We start from the raw sequence: 18,480 nt of genomic DNA on the forward strand, positions 1-18,480 counted from the left end.
GGCCATACCGCACCCCACTTCGACCGGGCTCAGTGTGACATCCGTTTGGGTTTATGGGTTCGTTTGTCATTTCTCGAACCTTGAAAAATCACACTCTAATGACTTCCTATCCCAATGACCTGTATTAGCCGCCGCTTCGTAAGTTGATTGCAGAAACTGCATTAACATGTCCTCGGGATTGTCCGACCGTTGAACAACTTCATATAACAACATAAACTCGCCCATTTCGGCACTAAAGAATGCCTCATTGGGTTGCACCGGTTGTTGGCTAAAATCTGCGGGTGTAGGATAGCAATACGAGTAAAATATTGGGTGCGGAAACTGCTCGCTGCCGGGCCAGAAACCGCAGGAACTTACTTCGTGCGAATAAGCTTCCTGCATCACTGCCAGCGGGATATTCGGAGCGCCGCCCGGATGTACAGGTGCCGGCCTTCCCGAAAAGCGGGTAACCGCCATATCAAATGCACCCCAAAAAAAATGTACCGGACTGCATTTGCCTGTAAACCTTGCCCTGAATTTTGTAAACACATTATGAATTTTCACCAATGCGTGGTAAAAGTCATGTATTTTTTCCGCATCATACGAACAATGGGTTTCATCTTCATCAAAAGGAATAGCCGGATCTATTTCATTTGGTGTAGCATAGATATAAGCATCAATCTCCACACTTTGAAGCTTATCAAATAGCTCTCTGTAAAAACTGGCAACTGAACGGGGATAAAGATCAATTTTTGCCATATTACCTTCACTGGTGGCGATATGCAGTACATGATGAATGAAATCAAAATCCAGCTGGAATAAACCATTTTCGTAGGGAATGCCATGAGTAGTTAACCCATTGGCGCTAACATACAGCGTCACATGCCAGGAATGATTAAGCCAGGGCGTTTTTCTCAGCCGGATTTTCCCGACGATTTGCGTCCACAAATGAACAGTAGCCAGTGTGTCCTTCCAGTTTTCAAAAGCCAGGTCCGGCCAGGCTAATTTTGTTTGTTCAATCATCTTACACGATCCTTTCCTTCTTCCCCGAATCCAAACTGCGGTAAATGGCATCCACCACCTTCATATCCTTCAACCCCTCCTCGCCCGGCACGCGCGATTGTTTGTTCTGCCATACACAAGTAGCAAAATCATCCATTTGCTTAGCCTGATGAATCACCTGCGGTATATTCATCGGCCCTTTGGATGTATAGCCTTCTATGGCCCCATAACCAAAAGCGGGTTCTAATCCAAATTTACCCCGCTCAGCCTCTACATGGATATAGCTCCAGTCGTGGTTATAGCTTGATTTGCCTGTGGTCATAAATCCGCCCGGAAATTCCAATTCCCAGAACACTGTTTCATCTACTTCCTTAAAAAAGTCAGGACGCGTTTTCTCTTGCGTTGCTTTAACTGCAATTGGCTCATGCCCTAATGCGTACCGCGTCCCCTGTATGGAGTAAATTCCCATATCGAACAATCCGCCTCCACCGGCCATTGCTTTTTTCAGCCGCCAGGCATTTGGATCGCCGCGATAAGTAAAGCCATTGCCTGTATCTATTTTCGTTATTTTTCCATAAACCTGCTTTTGGCCCAGGCGCATAAACTCCATCGTATGCGGCTCAAAATGCAAGCGGTAACCTATCGAAAGCAGGCGGTTTGCCTTTTTGCAGGCAGCTATCATCTCCTCGCACTCCTTCGCGTTCATTGCCATCGGCTTTTCGCAGATCACATGCTTACCCGCCTGTGCTGCGCGGATCGTATATTCTTTATGCATAAAAACCGGCAGCACCACATAAAGAATGTCGATATCCGGGTTATGCGCTATCTCATCAAAGGTCTGGTAATTATAAATGTTCTTATCCGGGATATTGTATTGTTTTTTCCAGGCCTCAGCCTTTGCCGGGTGACCGGTAACAATTCCCGCCAGGTAACAATTATCGGTATGCTGCAACGCAGGTGCCAATTGCCCTGTACTGTAGCCGCCTAAACCCACCAATGCAATGCCCAGCTTTTTCACCGGCCTGGCAGCAAAAAGATTGAGAGGATTACCCAATGCCAGTGCCCCGGCACCGATCATACCGCTTTTCAAAAAATCGCGGCGCGAGAAGTTGTTCTGCGTTTTCATAAGAAATTAATTACCAGGTTTACTGTAAGTAAAGATAACAGCTAAAGCTGCAAATTGTCAGCTATGGTCGAGGAAAAAATTTGGCCATAAAGATAAATGTCATTTCGATGAGCGGCCCGGGACGGTGTTTTGGGAGCGAAGAGAAATCTTATACGACCTTCATATTAGCTTTGCAAGACGTAAAAGATTTCTCCTCACTCCCTGACTCAGCCTATGCATGTTCGTCGAAATGACATGATTTTTTTATCACTTCTGCTGCAAACTCTCGCGGTACTTCTTAAGTGCCCGGATAATAGACTGCACAATCTCAGATTGCCCCTCAGCAGAGTTAAGGTAAGCCTCATCCTTAGGGTTATTGATATACCCGGTTTCAATCAGCACCGCAGGCATGGCGCTTTGCTGCAGTACCAGTACGCCCTGTTCGCGTACGCCCAGGCTATGACGGCCATCCACTTTCTTGAACTCATGGTTCACCAGGTCGCCAAAATGAATACACTCCTTACGGTATTTCTGCTGAAAGTTGCTTAGCACAATGGTATTAATAGCGCTGTTCTTGCCATAGCCACTGTATTTGGATTGATAATCCTTCTCAATAAATATGGATGCATTTTCGCGCAGTGCTTCCAATTGCTCACCGGCCCGGTGGTAACCGTACACGAGTATCAGCACGCCGCGGTCCGGACTTACCTTTTCCGGCGAGGAGTTACAGTGAATAGAAATAAACAGGTTGCCTTTATTCTCGCTCGCAATAGCATCACGGCGGTGTAACTCGATAAACTCGTCAGTCGTGCGGGTCATCACCGTGTTCAATGACGGCATCTGCTCATTTAATGCATTACGCAGCTTCTTGGCTATAGCCAGCGTTACATTCTTCTCTTTAGAATAAGCGCCATGTGCGCCGGGGTCTTTTCCCCCATGCCCGGGATCAATAATAATTGTTCTGAATTTAAAAGCCGGCAGATCGGTATTTGCAGTGGCAGCCTTTTTATGGTGATGTTTCTTTTTAACCTGCTGTGAAAAAGCCGGTTGACAGATTGCTATAGCGATGATAAAACTTAAAAGCGGAAATATTTTGCGGACAGCACAGCGTTGTTTCGTCATACCAATTTAGGTGCAATTTTAATCAATAAGCGCTTTATAGTCATTATGTTTTATTAAAAAAATAATTAATTCCGGGCAACCGCATGTAAACTAAAATCGTAATTACTATGGTTGAACGCTAATGGCAACACTGTCATTAATTAGGCGGCAGGGGTGAGAGGTTTATTGTGGTTCATAGTGGCCCCTGCCGTTTTTTTACCCCTCTTGAAGTTCAACAATCAAATCACTATCCATCAATTAGTTATATATAATTTCTCGGGCTGAATTTCAAACTAAGATTTTAACACTTTCTTTTAACGAAATGTGAATAATATTTCAAAACATTTTTTATCGTGTGCTGTACATTTACATACAATGTAAAATACCCGTTACAATAACTAACTTAAAAACCATGAAAACAGTCAGAACCAGCATTTTTGCGACGGTGGTATTAGCAATAATATCACTGGCTGCATGTCAGAAAAACAACAAAAGTAATGTTGCGCCCGCAGCCACGGGCAGTTCAAAATTAGCATTTCAGTTACAGGCAAGTAACGCCAATCTTGCCAATTTACCATCCGATTCTACTTCGTCCATTACGGGGCTAACATGGACAGCAGGTACCGCCAATGTGGGAAAATTCGCGTTTGTTGCTCAAAGAAGCAAGGTTACCATCAATGTTTTCTCAAACAATTTAACCAGCGTAGACCTTTTCGCACTTACACCATTGCAAACCTATATCACTTTGGATACAGGGATTTACAAAAAAATATCAATAACCGCTTATTTGGAAAAACAGGATACTATTTTACCATTAAAATTAACCGGCACCTTCACAACCGATAGTTCGAAAACAGTACCTATTGAATTTGACCTTGATAATAACGCCATTGTACAGGTTAAAGCTGATAGCATCGACGTTAACGGCACTACCGACTATACTGCCCTGCTATCAATGCAACTGGACAGGGTAACCAAAGGTATTACTGCTGACGATCTGAATAAAGCCAAATTAACCAATGGCTCCATCATCATCAGCGACAAATCAAACATTTGGTTATACTATAAAATGAGGGCCAATATCACCTTGTGCGGGTGGTTCCAATGCAGGCCTCACCGAAGATTTTAATAAAAACAGCTAACTGAATTATGGCTAACGGCAGGACTCCCCCACCTGCCGTTTTTTATTGGTCAGAATCCCCAATAGAGGAGAATTTTTCCATGTGTAAAATTCCCGTTACCCAAATTGGGGAATTTATTAAACACCTCATCCTTTGCACTTTGCAAAAACAACCTAAACAGCAATGGCACTCTTATTGCCTTGATAATCACGATTATAAATTATTACCCCATGAGAAAAATTAAACAATCCTTTGAAGAGGTGGTTGCAGGCGAGCCACAGAGAGAACATTTCGTTGTTGTATGGTCAGTTATTGGCGTAACGGCAATTTCCGTTGGTATTTGTATCACAGCGGTTTCCATGGTATTTCACCTCTGGAAATAATTATATCAATTGAACTTTTAAACCTGAGATCTTATAAAAATTAAAATAGAAGGGCCCTTTTCGGGCCCTCTGTTAATTATAAATCTTCGGTTAAATCATCCGGTTTTTCAAACTCTTACTTTTCAGTTTTCGATAACAAAAATGCCAGCCCGTCTTTGTCAGGCAGGGTTTCGGTAGTTGATTTTGCGTTGAAAGCTTTTATCTTATAGCCTGTCGTATTGTACTTTGGCCATTCGGGTAACCCGGCTCCGTTGGGGTTACCTGTTTTAATAAAGTTCACCCAATAGCCTGACATGGTTTTAGCCAATTCCTTATCGGCGGGTTCAAAAGGCCGGTTATTTAAAAACTTCAGGTTATCAAACATATAAGGTACTTCAGCCGTGTGGAAAGCGCCATACTTTTTCATATCGCCCTCCGCAGGCACTTTACGGTCGAAATTATAGACATAAACAGGTGAATTAGCATATTTGCTTTGCAGTGCTGCCCATTTAAATCCGGCTACAGCAAAAATCTGGTCGCGAGCAAGCTTATCTTGCGAGTCTTTAGCTTGTTCGTCCGTTCCGGCAGGAAAATATTTTAAAAAGGTTTCGGCATCAGCGCCGTATTGTGTTTCGGCCCATTTTTTAAAATCTTCTTTACTCTTGTTTTGTCCCCCAAATTCATCATCGTTCCAGCCTGTTATCAGGGCCACATGGTTTTGTTTATTGGCAGCAAAAATTTCAGGGACGGACTCAGGCAACACATAGCCATCCACTATCGGAGCAAAATGTCCCTGGAACTTTTTCAATACTTCCTCTGCAGGCATAGCCCTCATTTCGGCCAAGGTTTTCGCCCCTGCTTTTTCGGCCAGTTTTTCACCGCTCTCTTCTGCAGTCTTTAACGTATTGGTTCCCAGCAATGGATTATTTACTACCAATGATCCGCTCTCGGCTATTGCCCTGTTAAACAAACCTTTTGTTAATGGCGAGGCCACCAGGCAATTCACGCTCATAGAACCTGCCGACTGTCCGCCGATGGTTACATTATTCGGATCGCCACCAAAAGCTGCTATATTTCTTTTCACCCATTTCAATGCTGCTATCTGGTCGAGTAAAGCATAATTGCCTGATGCTTTACCGTTAGCCTCCTTTGTCAATTCAGGATGTGCAAGGAATCCAAATGCCCCAACCCTGTAATTTATCGACACCATTACGATGCCTTTTTTCGCCATCGCCTCGCCATCATATATCGGGCATGCGCTGCCGCCGCTGGTAAATCCTCCGCCGTAAATCCACACAAACACTGGTCGCTTATCTGCTTTGGTTTTAGCGCCGGTCCACACATTCAGGTACAGGCAATCCTCGCTTATAGGAGATTCCGGTATCAAAAACTCTGATGTATACACCATAAATGGCGTTGGCTTAGTTTGCATAGGACTAGCGCTGAATGCAATACATTTCCTCACACCGTCCCAATGTTTCACAGGCTGAGGCGCTTTCCATCTCAAGTTGCCTACCGGCGGCGCGGCAAACGGAATGCCTTTATAAGCTGTTATCTCGCCGGTTTTAACACCTGAAACCAAGCCTGCTTCGGTAGGCACTACCGCCAAAAAATTAGCTTTATTTACGATGAAAGAATAAGAGATAACAGACGCCGCAAGCATAGCTGCGCCCAAAGCAATTTTTAATTGTTTCTTCATAAGCAGGGAATAAATAATTGGCTTGTGTCTATTTGACGCAATGTAATGTTTGTTTGGGAGAAATCAAAATGGAGTTTGGAGAGGTTGTAAAGGTTGTAGAAGTTGTATTAGTTGAAGTGGTTAAGCGATGGTTAGAAACGTTCTAATGGTTGAAGGGGTTAAAGTATATACTCCCGGATATGACTTTTTTCAACATCTACAACCATTACAACTTTTACAACTACTACAACCAATTCAACTATATTATTTCCCAAATATTCATTAGTTTGGTGCCTGAATTTCTACAGAACCAATTTTAAATCATGGAAAATAACCGCAACAGCATTGCTTCTACTATATTGAATTATTTATTGCAGTTAATAGGTGTTGCCGCGTTCTACTGGTTTATACTATATACTACTACCACGTATTGGTTACATGGGTTCCTGCTTAAAATAAGTAAAGTGCGTTATGAGGATAATAGTAATTTTACCACGCAGCTTTATATGCTTCTGCTCATTTATGTTATTTTCTGTTATTTGGCCAATCGTTTTCTGCTTGATCTTTACCATCGCCGCACGGCCAGACAATTGATCCTCTCTATTATTGTTGATTACCTGATATGGCCCCTGCAGATATTAATAGTGCTGATCTGGAATAACACACACATTGTCAATATAATAGTGGACGCGAGTGTATTATTCAATGTATATATCATAACTGCACTGCTGATAGTAAAAAGTGTGATTACTCTAAAGCTGATCAATAAAGGCAACGGGATAAATTCTCAGGCACATTCAAAAGCGGCTTAATAATCAGGAGAAAGGAATAATAACCCTGAATTTACTGCATACGCCCAGTTCAGAACGCACCTCTATTTTGCCATCCAGTTGTGTTACGGCATCTTTAACCAGGTAAAGCCCGATACCTGAGCTTTTCTTGTTATCGCCCGACATGTAGAATTTATCAAATATACGGTCCTGGTCTTTCGGGCGGATACCCAGGCCATTATCCTCAACCTCTATCACTACCTCTTTATCATGACGGTAAGACTTTACTTTTACCCATTGTTCAGGCTTTTTGGCATCACTATATTTAATGGAGTTTGATACCAGATTGTTCAGAATCACCTGCAGCTTAAGGGCGTCACTTTGTATTTGTGTAAGTTCCAGTTCCTTATAAAAATGTACACGTTTACCACCATTATGATGACTGTTTTGTGCGATCACATTATCTACAATACTGCTCAGGCTGCACTCGGTCTTGTTTACCCCCGTATGCTTGCTCTTAATGAAGGTCAACATTTCATTAATGAACCTGTCCTGCCGCTCAAGGCTTTCCTTAATCATTATGATGTACTCTCTTATTTGCTCCGGGTCGGTTTCATCATCCATCAAATTAATTAATCCCATGATGGATGCCAGGGGAGATCGCAAATCATGCGTTACATTAAACACGAATTTATCGAGGCCGGCATTGATTAATTGCAACCTCTCGTTTTGCTCGATTATTTTCTTTTGCGATTTTGACAGGTTGCGGATCATAATAGCTGCCGATGTCAAAGAACAGAGCACGATGATCAATGTAATAAGCACATTGGCAACAAGAACTTCAGTATTGATCTGCCGGCTGATGTTTCCTAACGTTTCGGAAAACGCTTCTTCTTTGGTAGTGAGTGCCGCCGAGTTTTTATTGATCGCAGTTATCATTGCGTGCTTTTCATCTTCAGACATGGTTCCTTTTACAATCTGGTCATGTGCTGATGCGCCGATCTGATCCAGGTCATAGATCATCTCGTCCCCTTCTGTCCAGATCTCTACAGCCTTTTTAAACATGTCTACGTTTTTAAAGGTCTCGAACAGCCATATCATATTATCAATATCTTCCGGGTGATTTTTACCGGCTAGCAGCCCTTCTTTTACGGCCTTGTAGTCAATAGGAGGTGTTGTTAAACCTACACGTGCAACATGATCGCCTTTTGGTATGGCTATGGAGTTTTTGAATGCAAAATAATCAGCTTTGTTATGGAGGGAGATATAATTGATCAAATAAGCTGAAGCGTCTTTCTGACCTTTGGAGTATTCCGATTCACCATTAACATAGGCCCTGGCACCGGAAAGTATTTTTACTGAGTATATATTGACGACAATTATTCCGGCAGCGGCAAGGCTCATCACCAATAATAAAATCAGCGATGTCCGCTTTCTGAACAAAAGCAGGCCATTAATGGTATCTATTATTTTGCCTCTCAAACCAGTAACAAATATTAATTATTACGAAACATTATAAGCGTCCGGGTTATTATATTTTCTGGAACAAGTAAGGTTCGGCAAAAAAGTAATATTATAAGCAAAAGCCCTAAGTATCAGCAGCATATTGAGTACGTATTCCTTTAGATAAAACCCTCCAAAACAAAAAATGTGTTACCGGAGATGGTTAATTTATACTCAGCAAGCTTAAGTTTTGTTGCATCTTAGGTAAATATTGTTTTCGATGATTGTGAAAAAAAACTTTTGTATTTTCACAAATCAATCGTAATATTGCGATTAAATGGGACTTACAAAAACAGAAATTTTCACCACCGAGCAAAACCGCCTGGCTACCATGATCAAGGCCCTGGCCCATCCTGCCCGGATAGCGATACTGCAGCACCTGATCAAAACCAACGCCTGCGTTTGCGGCAGCATTGTGGAAGAACTGGGATTAGCGCAGGCAACCATATCCCAGCATTTAAAGGAATTGAAAAATGCAGGATTAATACAGGGGACGATTGAAGGTGTAAGCGTTTGTTATTGCATTGAGCCTAAAGCGTGGGAGTTATTGCATAAAGACCTTAATACATTTTTCGCGTCCTATACGGATATCGGCAAATGCTGCTAAAAAAAATTTATTTCTATCAATCGCAATATTACAATTAACTAAGACCATGAATAACGAACAAGAATTAAAGGAGCTGGTTAGACAAAAATACAGCGAGATCGCTTTACAGGATAAAGCGACCAACCAGGCATCATGCTGCGGTTCAGGCTGCTGTTCAACAGAAGTATATAACATCATGAGTGATGATTATACGCAATTGGCAGGCTATAACGCCAGCGCCGACCTAGGTTTAGGCTGTGGCTTACCCACACAATTTGCAAAGATCAAAAAAGGCGATGTAGTGATCGACCTGGGTTCCGGCGCAGGCAACGATTGTTTTATCGCACGAGCCGAAACAGGTGAAAGCGGAAAAGTGATCGGGATCGATTTTACCGAAGCTATGATCAACAAAGCGCGGGAAAATGCAGAAAAGCTTGGCTTTAACAATGTTGAGTTCCGCTTTGGCGATATTGAGAACATGCCGGTAACTGCAAATATTGCTGATGTTATAGTTAGCAATTGTGTGCTCAATCTGGTTCCGAATAAAAACGCGGTGATCAAAGATATTTACCGGGTATTAAAACCGGGCGGCCATTTTAGCATTTCGGATATTGTATTGATCGGTACCCTTCCTGATGAATTACGGAAAAGCGCGGAAATGTATTCTGGCTGTGTATCCGGCGCTATCCAAAAAGAAGTTTATCTTGAACTCATCCGCCAAAATGGTTTTGAAAACATCAACATCCAGAAAGAAAAGGTGATCACTTTGCCGGCTGATATTTTAAAGGAGCATATGAGTGAAGAAGAACTTGTTAAGTTTCAAAACAGTGGCGCCGGTATTTTTAGTATCACTGTTTATGGCGAAAAACCATCAGCACCAAAAGCGTGCTGCGAACTCGGCTGCTGCAGCTGATAAACCCTGACAAAACCGACCATGCCAAACCATCGCGTAGCCATACTTGGAAATCCGAACGAAAACTACGGGCCGCACCGCAGGATGAACGATTGTTTCAGGGAATTCCAGACTAAACTTGATTTTACTTTTGAATGGATACTCACGGAAAATTTGATTGAAAACCCCGGGAGGGTATTGTCAGGATTTCAGGGCATTATTGCCGGGTCAGGCCCTTACCTAAGCAAAGAAGGTGTGATCAACGGTATTAATTATACACGGACACATAATATCCCCTTTTTGGGAACCTGCAGCGGCTTTGGCTATGCTGTCCTGGAGTTTGGGCAATCCCTTTTCAAACTTAATACAGTGCATCACCCTTACGAAGACGTTGAATTATCAATGAATGAAACATTTCTTCAGCCGCTCAACAATTGCAGCACCGGGATGCGTACCATCAGCTTTGAGCCTGTAAAGGGAAGTTTGACTGCCGCAGTGTATAAAAACGCATCTGTAATACAGGAAGAATCTCATTGTACATATGGTATCAGCACGCATATGGCGCCACTTTTTGCAGAGGCAGGCTTAATTACATCCGGATGTGATGATGAAAAGGAAGCAAAAATCATGGAATATAAAAACAATGATTTCTTTATTATCACCCTGTTTCTGCCTCAATTCCGGTCGTCCGTTGAAAGTCCTCATCCCCTGCTCTCATCCTTTTTCCAGGCAGTAATGGCTAAATAAATTATAAAATGAAAAACATCCTGGTATTATGCACCGGCAACAGTTGCCGCAGCCAGATTGCCGAAGGCTATCTGCAATATTTCGTCGGAGACCAAGCCAAAGTTTATAGCGCCGGTATCGAAACTCACGGCGTAAATCCTAAAGCCATACTGGTAATGGCCGAGGATGGTATTGATATATCTCATCACACCTCAAACAATGTGGACGAGTATATCAATATCCCTTTTGATTTCCTCATCACCGTTTGCGATAATGCTAACGAAAACTGTCCCTATTTCCCTGGCAAAATGCAGCGCTTTCATCACAACTTTCCCGATCCGGCAAAAGCACAAGGCACACCTGAGCACATAATGGACGAATTCAGGCGTGTGCGCGATATGATAAAAGTCTATAGCAAGGACTTTGTAGCTGAATATCTGCCCGTATGAAGAAATATTTATCAGAATTTATAGGCACTTATGCTTTAGTTTTTGCCGGAACAGGTGCTATCATTATCGACCAGGAAACACATGGAAGTATTACCCATGTTGGTGTCGCCATTACGTTCGGGCTTATTGTAATGAGCATGATCTATGCATTAGGTGATATTTCAGGAGCGCATCTAAATCCTGCAGTAAGCATTGCTTTTGCAGCAGCAAAAACATTTCCGGTAAAAGAGTTACTCCCGTTCATAATCAGTCAGCTATCTGGCGCTATACTTGCAAGTTTTACCTTAAAATATTTATTCCCGGGTAACCAATTTTTGGGTGCTACTATCCCGGCAGGGAGTAATTCCCAATCATTTATCTTGGAATTCATACTCACTTTCTTCCTGATGCTGGTTATTATCAATGTTGCAAAAGGCAGTAAAGAGCGTGGAATGTTTGCAGGTTTAGCTATTGGTTCGGTGGTAGCACTGGAGGCCATGTTTGCCGGACCAATTTGTGGAGCGTCCATGAATCCGGCAAGGTCATTTGGCCCGGCTATAGTATCAGGTCATATTGAACATCTTTGGATCTATTTGACTGCAACTTCTTTGGGTGCGATCTCCGCCATTCCTATTTGCAATTTCCTGAAGATCAATAGCCATTAAAATTGAATGTCATATGAGTTAGTGATGCTGCAATTAACAGTGCTGCAGCAGTACAAACAACAACAAGCCCGATTGTTGCCCCTGTATCTTTCTTTTTCACTGTCAGATCGACCCCGGTATAATCGCATCGTACTACATTGTCATTTCTGTCGAATGAGAATATTAGGTACCTGTCATATTTACTAAAATCATTTACCGTAATGGCTTGGGCATTATGGTGTAATTCAACAGAATGCTGATTGGATGAATGGTGTATATCATAACGGTAAAGCCAGCGTTCGGAAGTATCGCTTAATCGTTTTTCGGTAGGTATACCGAATGTTTTCTGTACATCATTACGGGTTTTATACCGGCCCAGTACTTCATCTTGTGTATACAGCACCCGTGTGCAGCCGAATAATGACACCACACTGAGTATCATTATTCCTTTGATTATTCTTTCCATTGGTGATTTTTTAGGTTAGTCAATAATGAATAAAGAGACCGGAGAGACAATTCCCCGGCCTCCCGCTAAAATGCCTACGGTTAAAACCTGTAGGCTAGCCTTGCGCTGATCTGTCCAACGGTACCGCCGTTTGACCAGCCTTCATAGCGTGCTCCAACTTCAAAGCCATTATTAAAAGTATAGCCAATACCCGGAGACCATGCAAATGCATGTCCTCCACCATTTTCTGTAGACCATACAATACCCGCTTGTGCCTCAACAAAGAAGTTATCGGTATAAACTTTCAGCCCTGCCTTTACAGGAACAAAACCAGAGGTTGAGGGAGCGCCCAGGTCTTTGAGAAAACCTTTTACAAAAAAGGCGCTGTACCCGGCTGTTACTGTCAGGTAGGTCGAGGGGCTTGTGGGTACCTCTAATTTGGCTGAACCGCCAAGTACGAAGTTAAAGCCTGTGCTTGCATCTCCTACAGGTATCCCCGCGTCTGCACCGATGCTGAATTTGGTGCCTTTGTGTGCCGATGATAATGAATCAGATTTTGATTGAGCGAAGCTGCTTATTGCAATTCCGGCTGTAAATAATAGTGTAAATAATTGCTTTTTCATGATAATAAGTTTTAGCGTTAATAAATAATTGTTTCTATACCAGCTGATATTATGAATAAAGCTACGGCAGGCTTTGACGCTACAAAAACTACTAAATCAGATACTTATGTCATTTTATGCAATAGATAATTATATATAACAGGTATTGTATTTCACTTGCAATAATTACTATATTTAATAATTATTATTTGTTGCACCTGCATTTTCTGCAAAAAAATAAACCGGCAGCTAGTAAATAATACCAAAATCCCCTAATGTTTAACTGATGAATACCAGTGATGTACAAACTATGCTGTTTAATCACGTCAGGACACGCCTGCCGGGGCATTTATCGCTGGTTGACGAAGTCGCCGAACTGCTTAACATCAGCAACGATAGCGCTTACCGTCGCATCCGGGGTGAAAAGACCATTGCGCTTGATGAACTGCGGGTAATCTGCAATAAGTACCATATCTCGCTCGACCAATTATTGCTGATACAAACCAACACGGTTATTTTTTCGGGTAATAAGGTAGATAACGCTTCATTTGGGTTTAATGAATACTTGGCCGATGTGGCGAATAATCTCGAACTATTTCAGTCACTCTCCAATCCGCATTTATATTATTACAACAAGGACATCCCCATCTTCCATTTCATGCCTTTTCCGGAGTTAAGGGCATTTAAATTCTTTTTCTGGAAACGTACGCTGATGGGCTACCCCGAACTATCCAAACAGCAATTTACGGGAGAAGAAACAGACGAAAAAAGTGCTGAGCTGGCCCTAAAGATCATCAGCCTTTACAATCAAATTAACTCGACCGAGATATGGAATGAGGAGAATGTGCACAGCACTATAAGGCAAATAGAATTCTATCGGCAATCGAATGTATTTGCCGATAAACACATTCTTATTAAAGTATATGAGCAATTGGACGAACTGCTTAACCAACTCGAATTACAAGCCGAAGCAGGTAAAAAAGTTCTGCATGGTCATCAACCTGTATTTAACAGCCCCTCTTATGACATTTTTGTAAATGAATGCCTTATCGGAGACAATACCATTTTTGTAGACAGCGATAAACGCCAGATTACCTGCCTGAATCATAACGGTCTGAATTTCACCTCAACACAGGACCAAAGTTTTTGCGATTATACCTTCCGCAACCTGCAAAACATCATCCGTAAATCGGCCCAGATCAGCCGGGTTGGCGAGAAGGAGCGGACTATGTTTTTTAACACCCTCCATCAAAAAATATACAGCAAAATATCGAACATATCATAGATGAGTGTAAATTGCATGGCTTAAATACCATCTATGCGGCTCAAAAAAATCACTTTTTCTGACGTTACCACGGTCGCGCTGACCCTTGTTGCTATTGCACTGATCTTCAGCACAAGGGTACGCACCTGGGCCATGATGGGTTTAATGTTGCTTGGTTTTTATAATCCCAAAATACCAACCATAAAACCCGGCGAAAAGCTAATGCCCGCCCCGGCGATGGTTGTACAAACCGTTGATGGCAAAACAATAGATCTGCAGCAACAAAAAGGCAAAGTGGTTTTCATAAACTTCTGGGCCACATGGTGCCCGCCTTGCCGCGCCGAAATGCCATCGGTGAATGATTTTTATCTGAAAGTAAAAAATGATCCGAACATCGTTTTTTTGTCGGTGGATGTAGATAACCGGTTAAGCAACTCGTCAGCTTTTATGAAAACCCAGGGATACCGGATACCTGTTTATGGCGGCAACCTGGATGGCTTGCCAACTGCTTTCTACTCCGGTACCATCCCTACTACATTGGTAATAGATAAAAGCGGACTGGTAGTGTTCAATCACGCAGGCAAAGCAAGCTATGATGGCGATGAATTTGCCAAATTCGTATTAGGGTTGACAAAACAATAAGAATCTTCATCCCAATTTCATTATTAACGCTTTCTGCATCATCCTCTGGTTAAAATTATCTAATTTTAACGCATGGTAGAATGTACACCTGCATTATTTAAAACATTTGAGGCACTGGTAGATGTGCCTGAGGACCAATTGCAATGGCTGATTGATCAAAGTGATTGCCGCGAGTATCCGGATGGTGAATTGCTGGCTGAACCGGGGCAACCCATCAAAGGCACACACTTTATCATTAGCGGCAAACTGCGCTTATATGTCCCTATTGGTGGCGTAAAGCGCGAATTGGGCGATTTTAAGCCCGGCAGCATCACGGGTTATATGCCCTATTCACGGGCAACAATGAGCACCGGCTATGGGCGCACCATTGGCATAACCCAGATCATGACTTTCCCGATCAGCAAGATCGAAGAAATGATCAGGCACCATTTTGACCTTACACAGGCACTGGTTCATGTGATGACCAACCGGGTCCGCACATTCACAGCTTTACAACAGCAAAACGAAAAAATGCTGGCATTAGGAAAGTTATCGGCAGGGTTAACACATGAATTAAACAACCCGGCATCGGCCATTGTGCGTGATTCCGAATCATTGTTGAAGCACCTGCAAATGGAACCCGACACCTTTAAGTCGATGATCGCTATTCGGATGGAGCCTGAGCAGGTTGATGCGGTAACTCACGAATTTTTCCATTTTTTGACAGGACGGCAGGATACCAATCTTACTATCCGTGAACGTGCAGATAAGGAAGATGAGCTTACCGACCTGTTTGATGGAATGAATATGAATTATGACCCGGAACTGGTAGAAAATTTCGTAGAGTTTGGGATTGAGCCTAAAGATGTACAATCGTTCAGAAAACATATTCCGGAACAATACCTCGAACCGGTATTTAACTGGATGAACACCCTGCTGGTTACTGACAGGATGGTACAGGATATAGGCGAATCTGCACGCCGCATTGCCACGCTGGTTAATTCGGTAAAAACCTATACCCACATGGACCAGGGTCAGGAAAAGCAATATGCTGATATACGCATCGGCATAAAAAACACCCTGCAAATGCTCATCTACCGCATCAAAAAATGCAATATTACTCTGGTGAAGGAATTTGACGAAACCCTGCCACCGGTGAAGGCACAAATAGGCGAACTAAACCAGGTGTGGACCAACCTGATAGACAACGCCATTGATGCCATGGAACCCAACGGAAAAGGGACATTAACCATTAAAACAGAAAAGGACAAAGAATTTGTACAGGTAACCATTGCCGACGACGGCCAGGGTATACCTGAAGAAATATGTTCGCGTATCTTTGATCCGTTCTTTACAACAAAAGAGATGGGCAAAGGTACCGGCATGGGTCTGGAAGTGGTGCAGCGCATAGTTCAGCAGCATAACGGATCCATCAAAGTTATATCAGAACCGGGGCATACTGCGTTTGTAGTATGTTTCCCGATTGATGGATAATTGGGTTTTGGTTGAAAAGGTTGTAGTAGTTGTATTGGTTGAAGTGGTTAATGTAATTGAAACATTTAGCAGTGCAATCAGTCTAACAATCGCGATTAATACAACTTTTTCAACATTTGTAACCATTACAACTTTTACAACCAAGAAACACTACCATGATCAAGCCCATAATATTTTCAATAGATGACGATCCGCAGGTATTGCGTGCCATAAACCGTGACCTGAAATCCCAATATAATTCTGAATACAAGATCATCAGCACTACGTCGGCAAAGGAGGCATTGGAAGCACTTGTCGAGATGAAAAATGCCGGCGATCCGGTGGCGATGTTCCTTGTGGATCAGCGCATGCCTGAAATGGAAGGGGTAGATTTTCTGCAAAAAGCCATCAAATTTTATCCCGATGCTAAACGCGTACTGCTAACAGCCTATTCAGATACGGTTGCAGCCATCAAGGCCATTAATGTAGTTCAGTTGGATTATTATCTGACCAAGCCCTGGAACCCGCCAGAAGAAAAATTGTACCCGGTGATCAGTGACCTGCTGGATGATTGGCAAAGCCATTACACACCTGATTTTAAAGGCATCAAGCTCATTGGTTATCAATACAATCCAAAATCGCATGAGATAAAGGATTACCTGGCGGGGAATCTTATCCCCTACCGCTGGTTCGATATTGAAAGTAACCCGGAGGCTAAATCGTTACTCGAATCAAATAATCTCGACAGGACAGCCCTGCCTGTGATCGTTTTTGAAAGCGGTGAATGCGCTTGTCAGCCTACTATACGGCAAATCGCCGAAAAAGCTGGTTTAAAGCCCGAGATACAAAACGACATTTATGACGTGGTAATTATTGGTGCAGGACCTGCCGGACTTGCAGCTGCCGTTTATGGATCGTCCGAAGGCCTGAAAACTCTGCTCATAGAACGCCGGGCACCAGGCGGACAGGCCGGAACGAGTTCACGTATCGAAAACTATCTCGGGTTTCCCGCAGGTTTAAGCGGGGCTGATCTGACCCGCCGCGCTATCAGCCAGGCTACACGTCTAGGCGCACAATTTCTTTCACCACATTCGGTAAATGATATTCGTGAAAAAGATGGCTACAAAAAGATCATCCTTGATGACGGCCCGCATATCATAAGCCGGTCGGTAGTGATCACTACGGGGGTTGATTACCGTAAACTGGAAGTAGAGGGAGTGGATAATTTTACAGGGGCGGGCGTTTATTATGGTGCCGCAACAACCGAAGCCAGCGCCTGCAAGGATAAAGATGTGTTTGTTATCGGTGGAGGTAATTCTGCCGGTCAAGCTGCAATGTACCTGTCGAAATTTGCGCGACAAGTGTTCATCATCATCCGCCGTGAAGATCTGACAGCAACCATGTCAGCATACCTGATTGATCAGATCAAAAACTCACCAAATATCGAAGTACTTCCGAATACAGAAGTATGCCAAGCATGCGGTAATGGCCAACTCGAAAAGCTGACGCTGCTTAATGTAAAAACCCAGGAAAAGAAGGATTATGATGCCAATGCATTGTACATTTTCATTGGAGCAAAACCATTTACCGATTGGATAAAGCTTGACATAATCAAAAACAATAAAGAGTTTATCGAGACCGGCCGCGACCTGGCTGCCTACGATAATTTCAAAAAAATATGGAAGCTTAACCGTGATCCATATTTACTTGAAACAAGCTGCCCCGGCATATTCGCCGCAGGCGATGTTCGCGCCGGAGCGATGAACCGTGTAGCATCCGCCGTAGGCGAAGGTTCAATGGCCATCAGCTTTGTGCATAAGTATTTGGCGGAGGTGTAAATACATAAAATGAACCGGGTGTAATGCTGAGCCTATCGAAGCACGGTGGGTAAGGCACAATATCATTAAGTTAAGCTTGGCGCACAGTCGACTCACTCGGTCATTGCTTCGCTCGACCACCCTCTCTACTTCGTAAAGAGGGATTTTTTATTTTTTCTGCCCTCTTTTTTGCTTGCAAAAGATAGGGCAGAACAGCGTAGCGCATTCGGGTGAGTCCACATGAAGCCATAATTGAAACGATATTTACTTAACTTAGTGACATTGTGGTAGGGCCTCTACGCGCGACCCTTCGACAAGCTCAGGGTGACACTTTTTTTTGTTTAGAATTTTATTATTTTAC

Annotated in this window: 19 protein-coding genes; 12 read left to right on the top strand and 7 right to left on the bottom strand. The window is 43.0% G+C overall.

All coding sequences use genetic code 11. The features are described 5' to 3' along the window. Positions 1 to 66: 66 nt before the first annotated feature. From VIM89_RS09985 to VIM89_RS09995, 3 genes are all read right to left on the bottom strand, one after another. Complete coding sequence (locus tag VIM89_RS09985; RefSeq protein WP_488156004.1) at positions 67 to 1,002, bottom strand: DUF5996 family protein; 936 nt, start codon at positions 1,000 to 1,002, stop codon at positions 67 to 69. Between the two features lies 1 nt (position 1,003). After that, entirely contained in the window at positions 1,004 to 2,107 is a 1,104-nt protein-coding gene (locus VIM89_RS09990) for a Gfo/Idh/MocA family oxidoreductase (RefSeq protein ID WP_488156005.1), read from the bottom strand. Positions 2,108 to 2,353: 246 nt separating this feature from the next. Continuing rightward, the gene (locus VIM89_RS09995; RefSeq protein ID WP_488156006.1) at positions 2,354 to 3,208 is read right to left on the bottom strand and encodes an N-acetylmuramoyl-L-alanine amidase family protein; all 855 of its coding nucleotides are present in this window, start codon (positions 3,206 to 3,208) and stop codon (positions 2,354 to 2,356) included. Between the two features lie 391 nt (positions 3,209 to 3,599). Here VIM89_RS09995 and VIM89_RS10000 point away from each other — a divergent pair, with 391 nt between their 5' ends. Together VIM89_RS10000 and VIM89_RS10005 are read left to right on the top strand one after the other, a co-directional pair. Further along, entirely contained in the window at positions 3,600 to 4,316 is a 717-nt protein-coding gene (locus VIM89_RS10000) for a hypothetical protein (protein WP_488156007.1), read from the top strand. Positions 4,317 to 4,538: 222 nt separating this feature from the next. Then, the gene (locus VIM89_RS10005) at positions 4,539 to 4,691 is read left to right on the top strand and encodes a hypothetical protein (RefSeq protein WP_488156008.1); all 153 of its coding nucleotides are present in this window, start codon (positions 4,539 to 4,541) and stop codon (positions 4,689 to 4,691) included. Positions 4,692 to 4,806: 115 nt separating this feature from the next. Here VIM89_RS10005 and VIM89_RS10010 read toward each other — a convergent pair whose 3' ends face one another. Further along, the gene (locus VIM89_RS10010; RefSeq protein ID WP_488156009.1) at positions 4,807 to 6,369 is read right to left on the bottom strand and encodes a carboxylesterase/lipase family protein; all 1,563 of its coding nucleotides are present in this window, start codon (positions 6,367 to 6,369) and stop codon (positions 4,807 to 4,809) included. A 302-nt stretch (positions 6,370 to 6,671) separates the two neighbouring features. Between VIM89_RS10010 and VIM89_RS10015 the strand changes: the two genes are divergently transcribed. Then, positions 6,672 to 7,160: a hypothetical protein gene (locus VIM89_RS10015; RefSeq protein ID WP_488156010.1), complete on the top strand. Its 489-nt coding sequence runs from the start codon at positions 6,672 to 6,674 to the stop codon at positions 7,158 to 7,160. 3 nt (positions 7,161 to 7,163) lie between these two features. Here the strand turns inward: VIM89_RS10015 and VIM89_RS10020 are convergent, their stop codons facing one another. Further along, positions 7,164 to 8,600: a sensor histidine kinase gene (locus tag VIM89_RS10020; RefSeq protein WP_488156011.1), complete on the bottom strand. Its 1,437-nt coding sequence runs from the start codon at positions 8,598 to 8,600 to the stop codon at positions 7,164 to 7,166. 298 nt (positions 8,601 to 8,898) lie between these two features. On the opposite strand from VIM89_RS10020, the gene VIM89_RS10025 reads away from it, so the two are divergent. Genes VIM89_RS10025 through VIM89_RS10045 form a run of 5 tightly spaced genes read left to right on the top strand, consistent with a single transcriptional unit; the run spans position 8,899 to position 11,918 of the window. After that, positions 8,899 to 9,228, top strand: coding sequence for an ArsR/SmtB family transcription factor (locus tag VIM89_RS10025; RefSeq protein WP_488156012.1), 330 nt, complete (start codon positions 8,899 to 8,901; stop codon positions 9,226 to 9,228). Between the two features lie 46 nt (positions 9,229 to 9,274). Then, positions 9,275 to 10,120 carry an arsenite methyltransferase gene (locus VIM89_RS10030; RefSeq protein ID WP_488156013.1) on the top strand — a complete coding sequence of 282 codons (846 nt, stop codon included), beginning with the start codon at positions 9,275 to 9,277 and terminating at the stop codon, positions 10,118 to 10,120. A gap of 21 nt (positions 10,121 to 10,141) precedes the next feature. Further along, a complete protein-coding gene (locus VIM89_RS10035; RefSeq protein WP_488156014.1) occupies positions 10,142 to 10,846 on the top strand; it encodes a glutamine amidotransferase-related protein in 705 nt (234 codons plus the stop codon). An 8-nt stretch (positions 10,847 to 10,854) separates the two neighbouring features. Continuing rightward, complete coding sequence (locus VIM89_RS10040) at positions 10,855 to 11,274, top strand: arsenate reductase ArsC (RefSeq protein WP_488156015.1); 420 nt, start codon at positions 10,855 to 10,857, stop codon at positions 11,272 to 11,274. Next, the gene (locus tag VIM89_RS10045; RefSeq protein WP_488156016.1) at positions 11,271 to 11,918 is read left to right on the top strand and encodes an aquaporin; all 648 of its coding nucleotides are present in this window, start codon (positions 11,271 to 11,273) and stop codon (positions 11,916 to 11,918) included. The genes VIM89_RS10040 and VIM89_RS10045 overlap by 4 nt, the downstream gene beginning before the upstream one ends. Here VIM89_RS10045 and VIM89_RS10050 read toward each other — a convergent pair. Continuing rightward, positions 11,905 to 12,363 carry a hypothetical protein gene (locus VIM89_RS10050; RefSeq protein ID WP_488156017.1) on the bottom strand — a complete coding sequence of 153 codons (459 nt, stop codon included), beginning with the start codon at positions 12,361 to 12,363 and terminating at the stop codon, positions 11,905 to 11,907. The genes VIM89_RS10045 and VIM89_RS10050 overlap by 14 nt on opposite strands. Positions 12,364 to 12,443: 80 nt before the next feature. After that, on the bottom strand, positions 12,444 to 12,965 hold the full coding sequence (locus VIM89_RS10055; RefSeq protein ID WP_488156018.1) for a hypothetical protein: 522 nt from the start codon (positions 12,963 to 12,965) through the stop codon (positions 12,444 to 12,446). Between the two features lie 265 nt (positions 12,966 to 13,230). Between VIM89_RS10055 and VIM89_RS10060 the strand changes: the two genes are divergently transcribed. From VIM89_RS10060 to VIM89_RS10075, 4 genes are all read left to right on the top strand, one after another. After that, positions 13,231 to 14,229, top strand: a complete 999-nt coding sequence (locus VIM89_RS10060; RefSeq protein WP_488156019.1) for a helix-turn-helix domain-containing protein — start codon at positions 13,231 to 13,233, stop codon at positions 14,227 to 14,229. A gap of 33 nt (positions 14,230 to 14,262) precedes the next feature. Continuing rightward, positions 14,263 to 14,850 carry a TlpA family protein disulfide reductase gene (locus VIM89_RS10065; RefSeq protein ID WP_488156020.1) on the top strand — a complete coding sequence of 196 codons (588 nt, stop codon included), beginning with the start codon at positions 14,263 to 14,265 and terminating at the stop codon, positions 14,848 to 14,850. 72 nt (positions 14,851 to 14,922) lie between these two features. Beyond that, positions 14,923 to 16,323 (top strand): ATP-binding protein, encoded by a 1,401-nt coding sequence (locus tag VIM89_RS10070; protein WP_488156021.1) that lies wholly within the window; start codon positions 14,923 to 14,925, stop codon positions 16,321 to 16,323. Positions 16,324 to 16,478: 155 nt separating this feature from the next. Beyond that, positions 16,479 to 18,140, top strand: coding sequence for an NAD(P)/FAD-dependent oxidoreductase (locus tag VIM89_RS10075; protein WP_488156022.1), 1,662 nt, complete (start codon positions 16,479 to 16,481; stop codon positions 18,138 to 18,140). The last annotated feature ends 340 nt before the right edge of the window (positions 18,141 to 18,480 follow it).

It is taken from the genome of Mucilaginibacter sp. (assembly GCF_036568825.1).
Lineage (GTDB): Bacteria > Bacteroidota > Bacteroidia > Sphingobacteriales > Sphingobacteriaceae > Mucilaginibacter.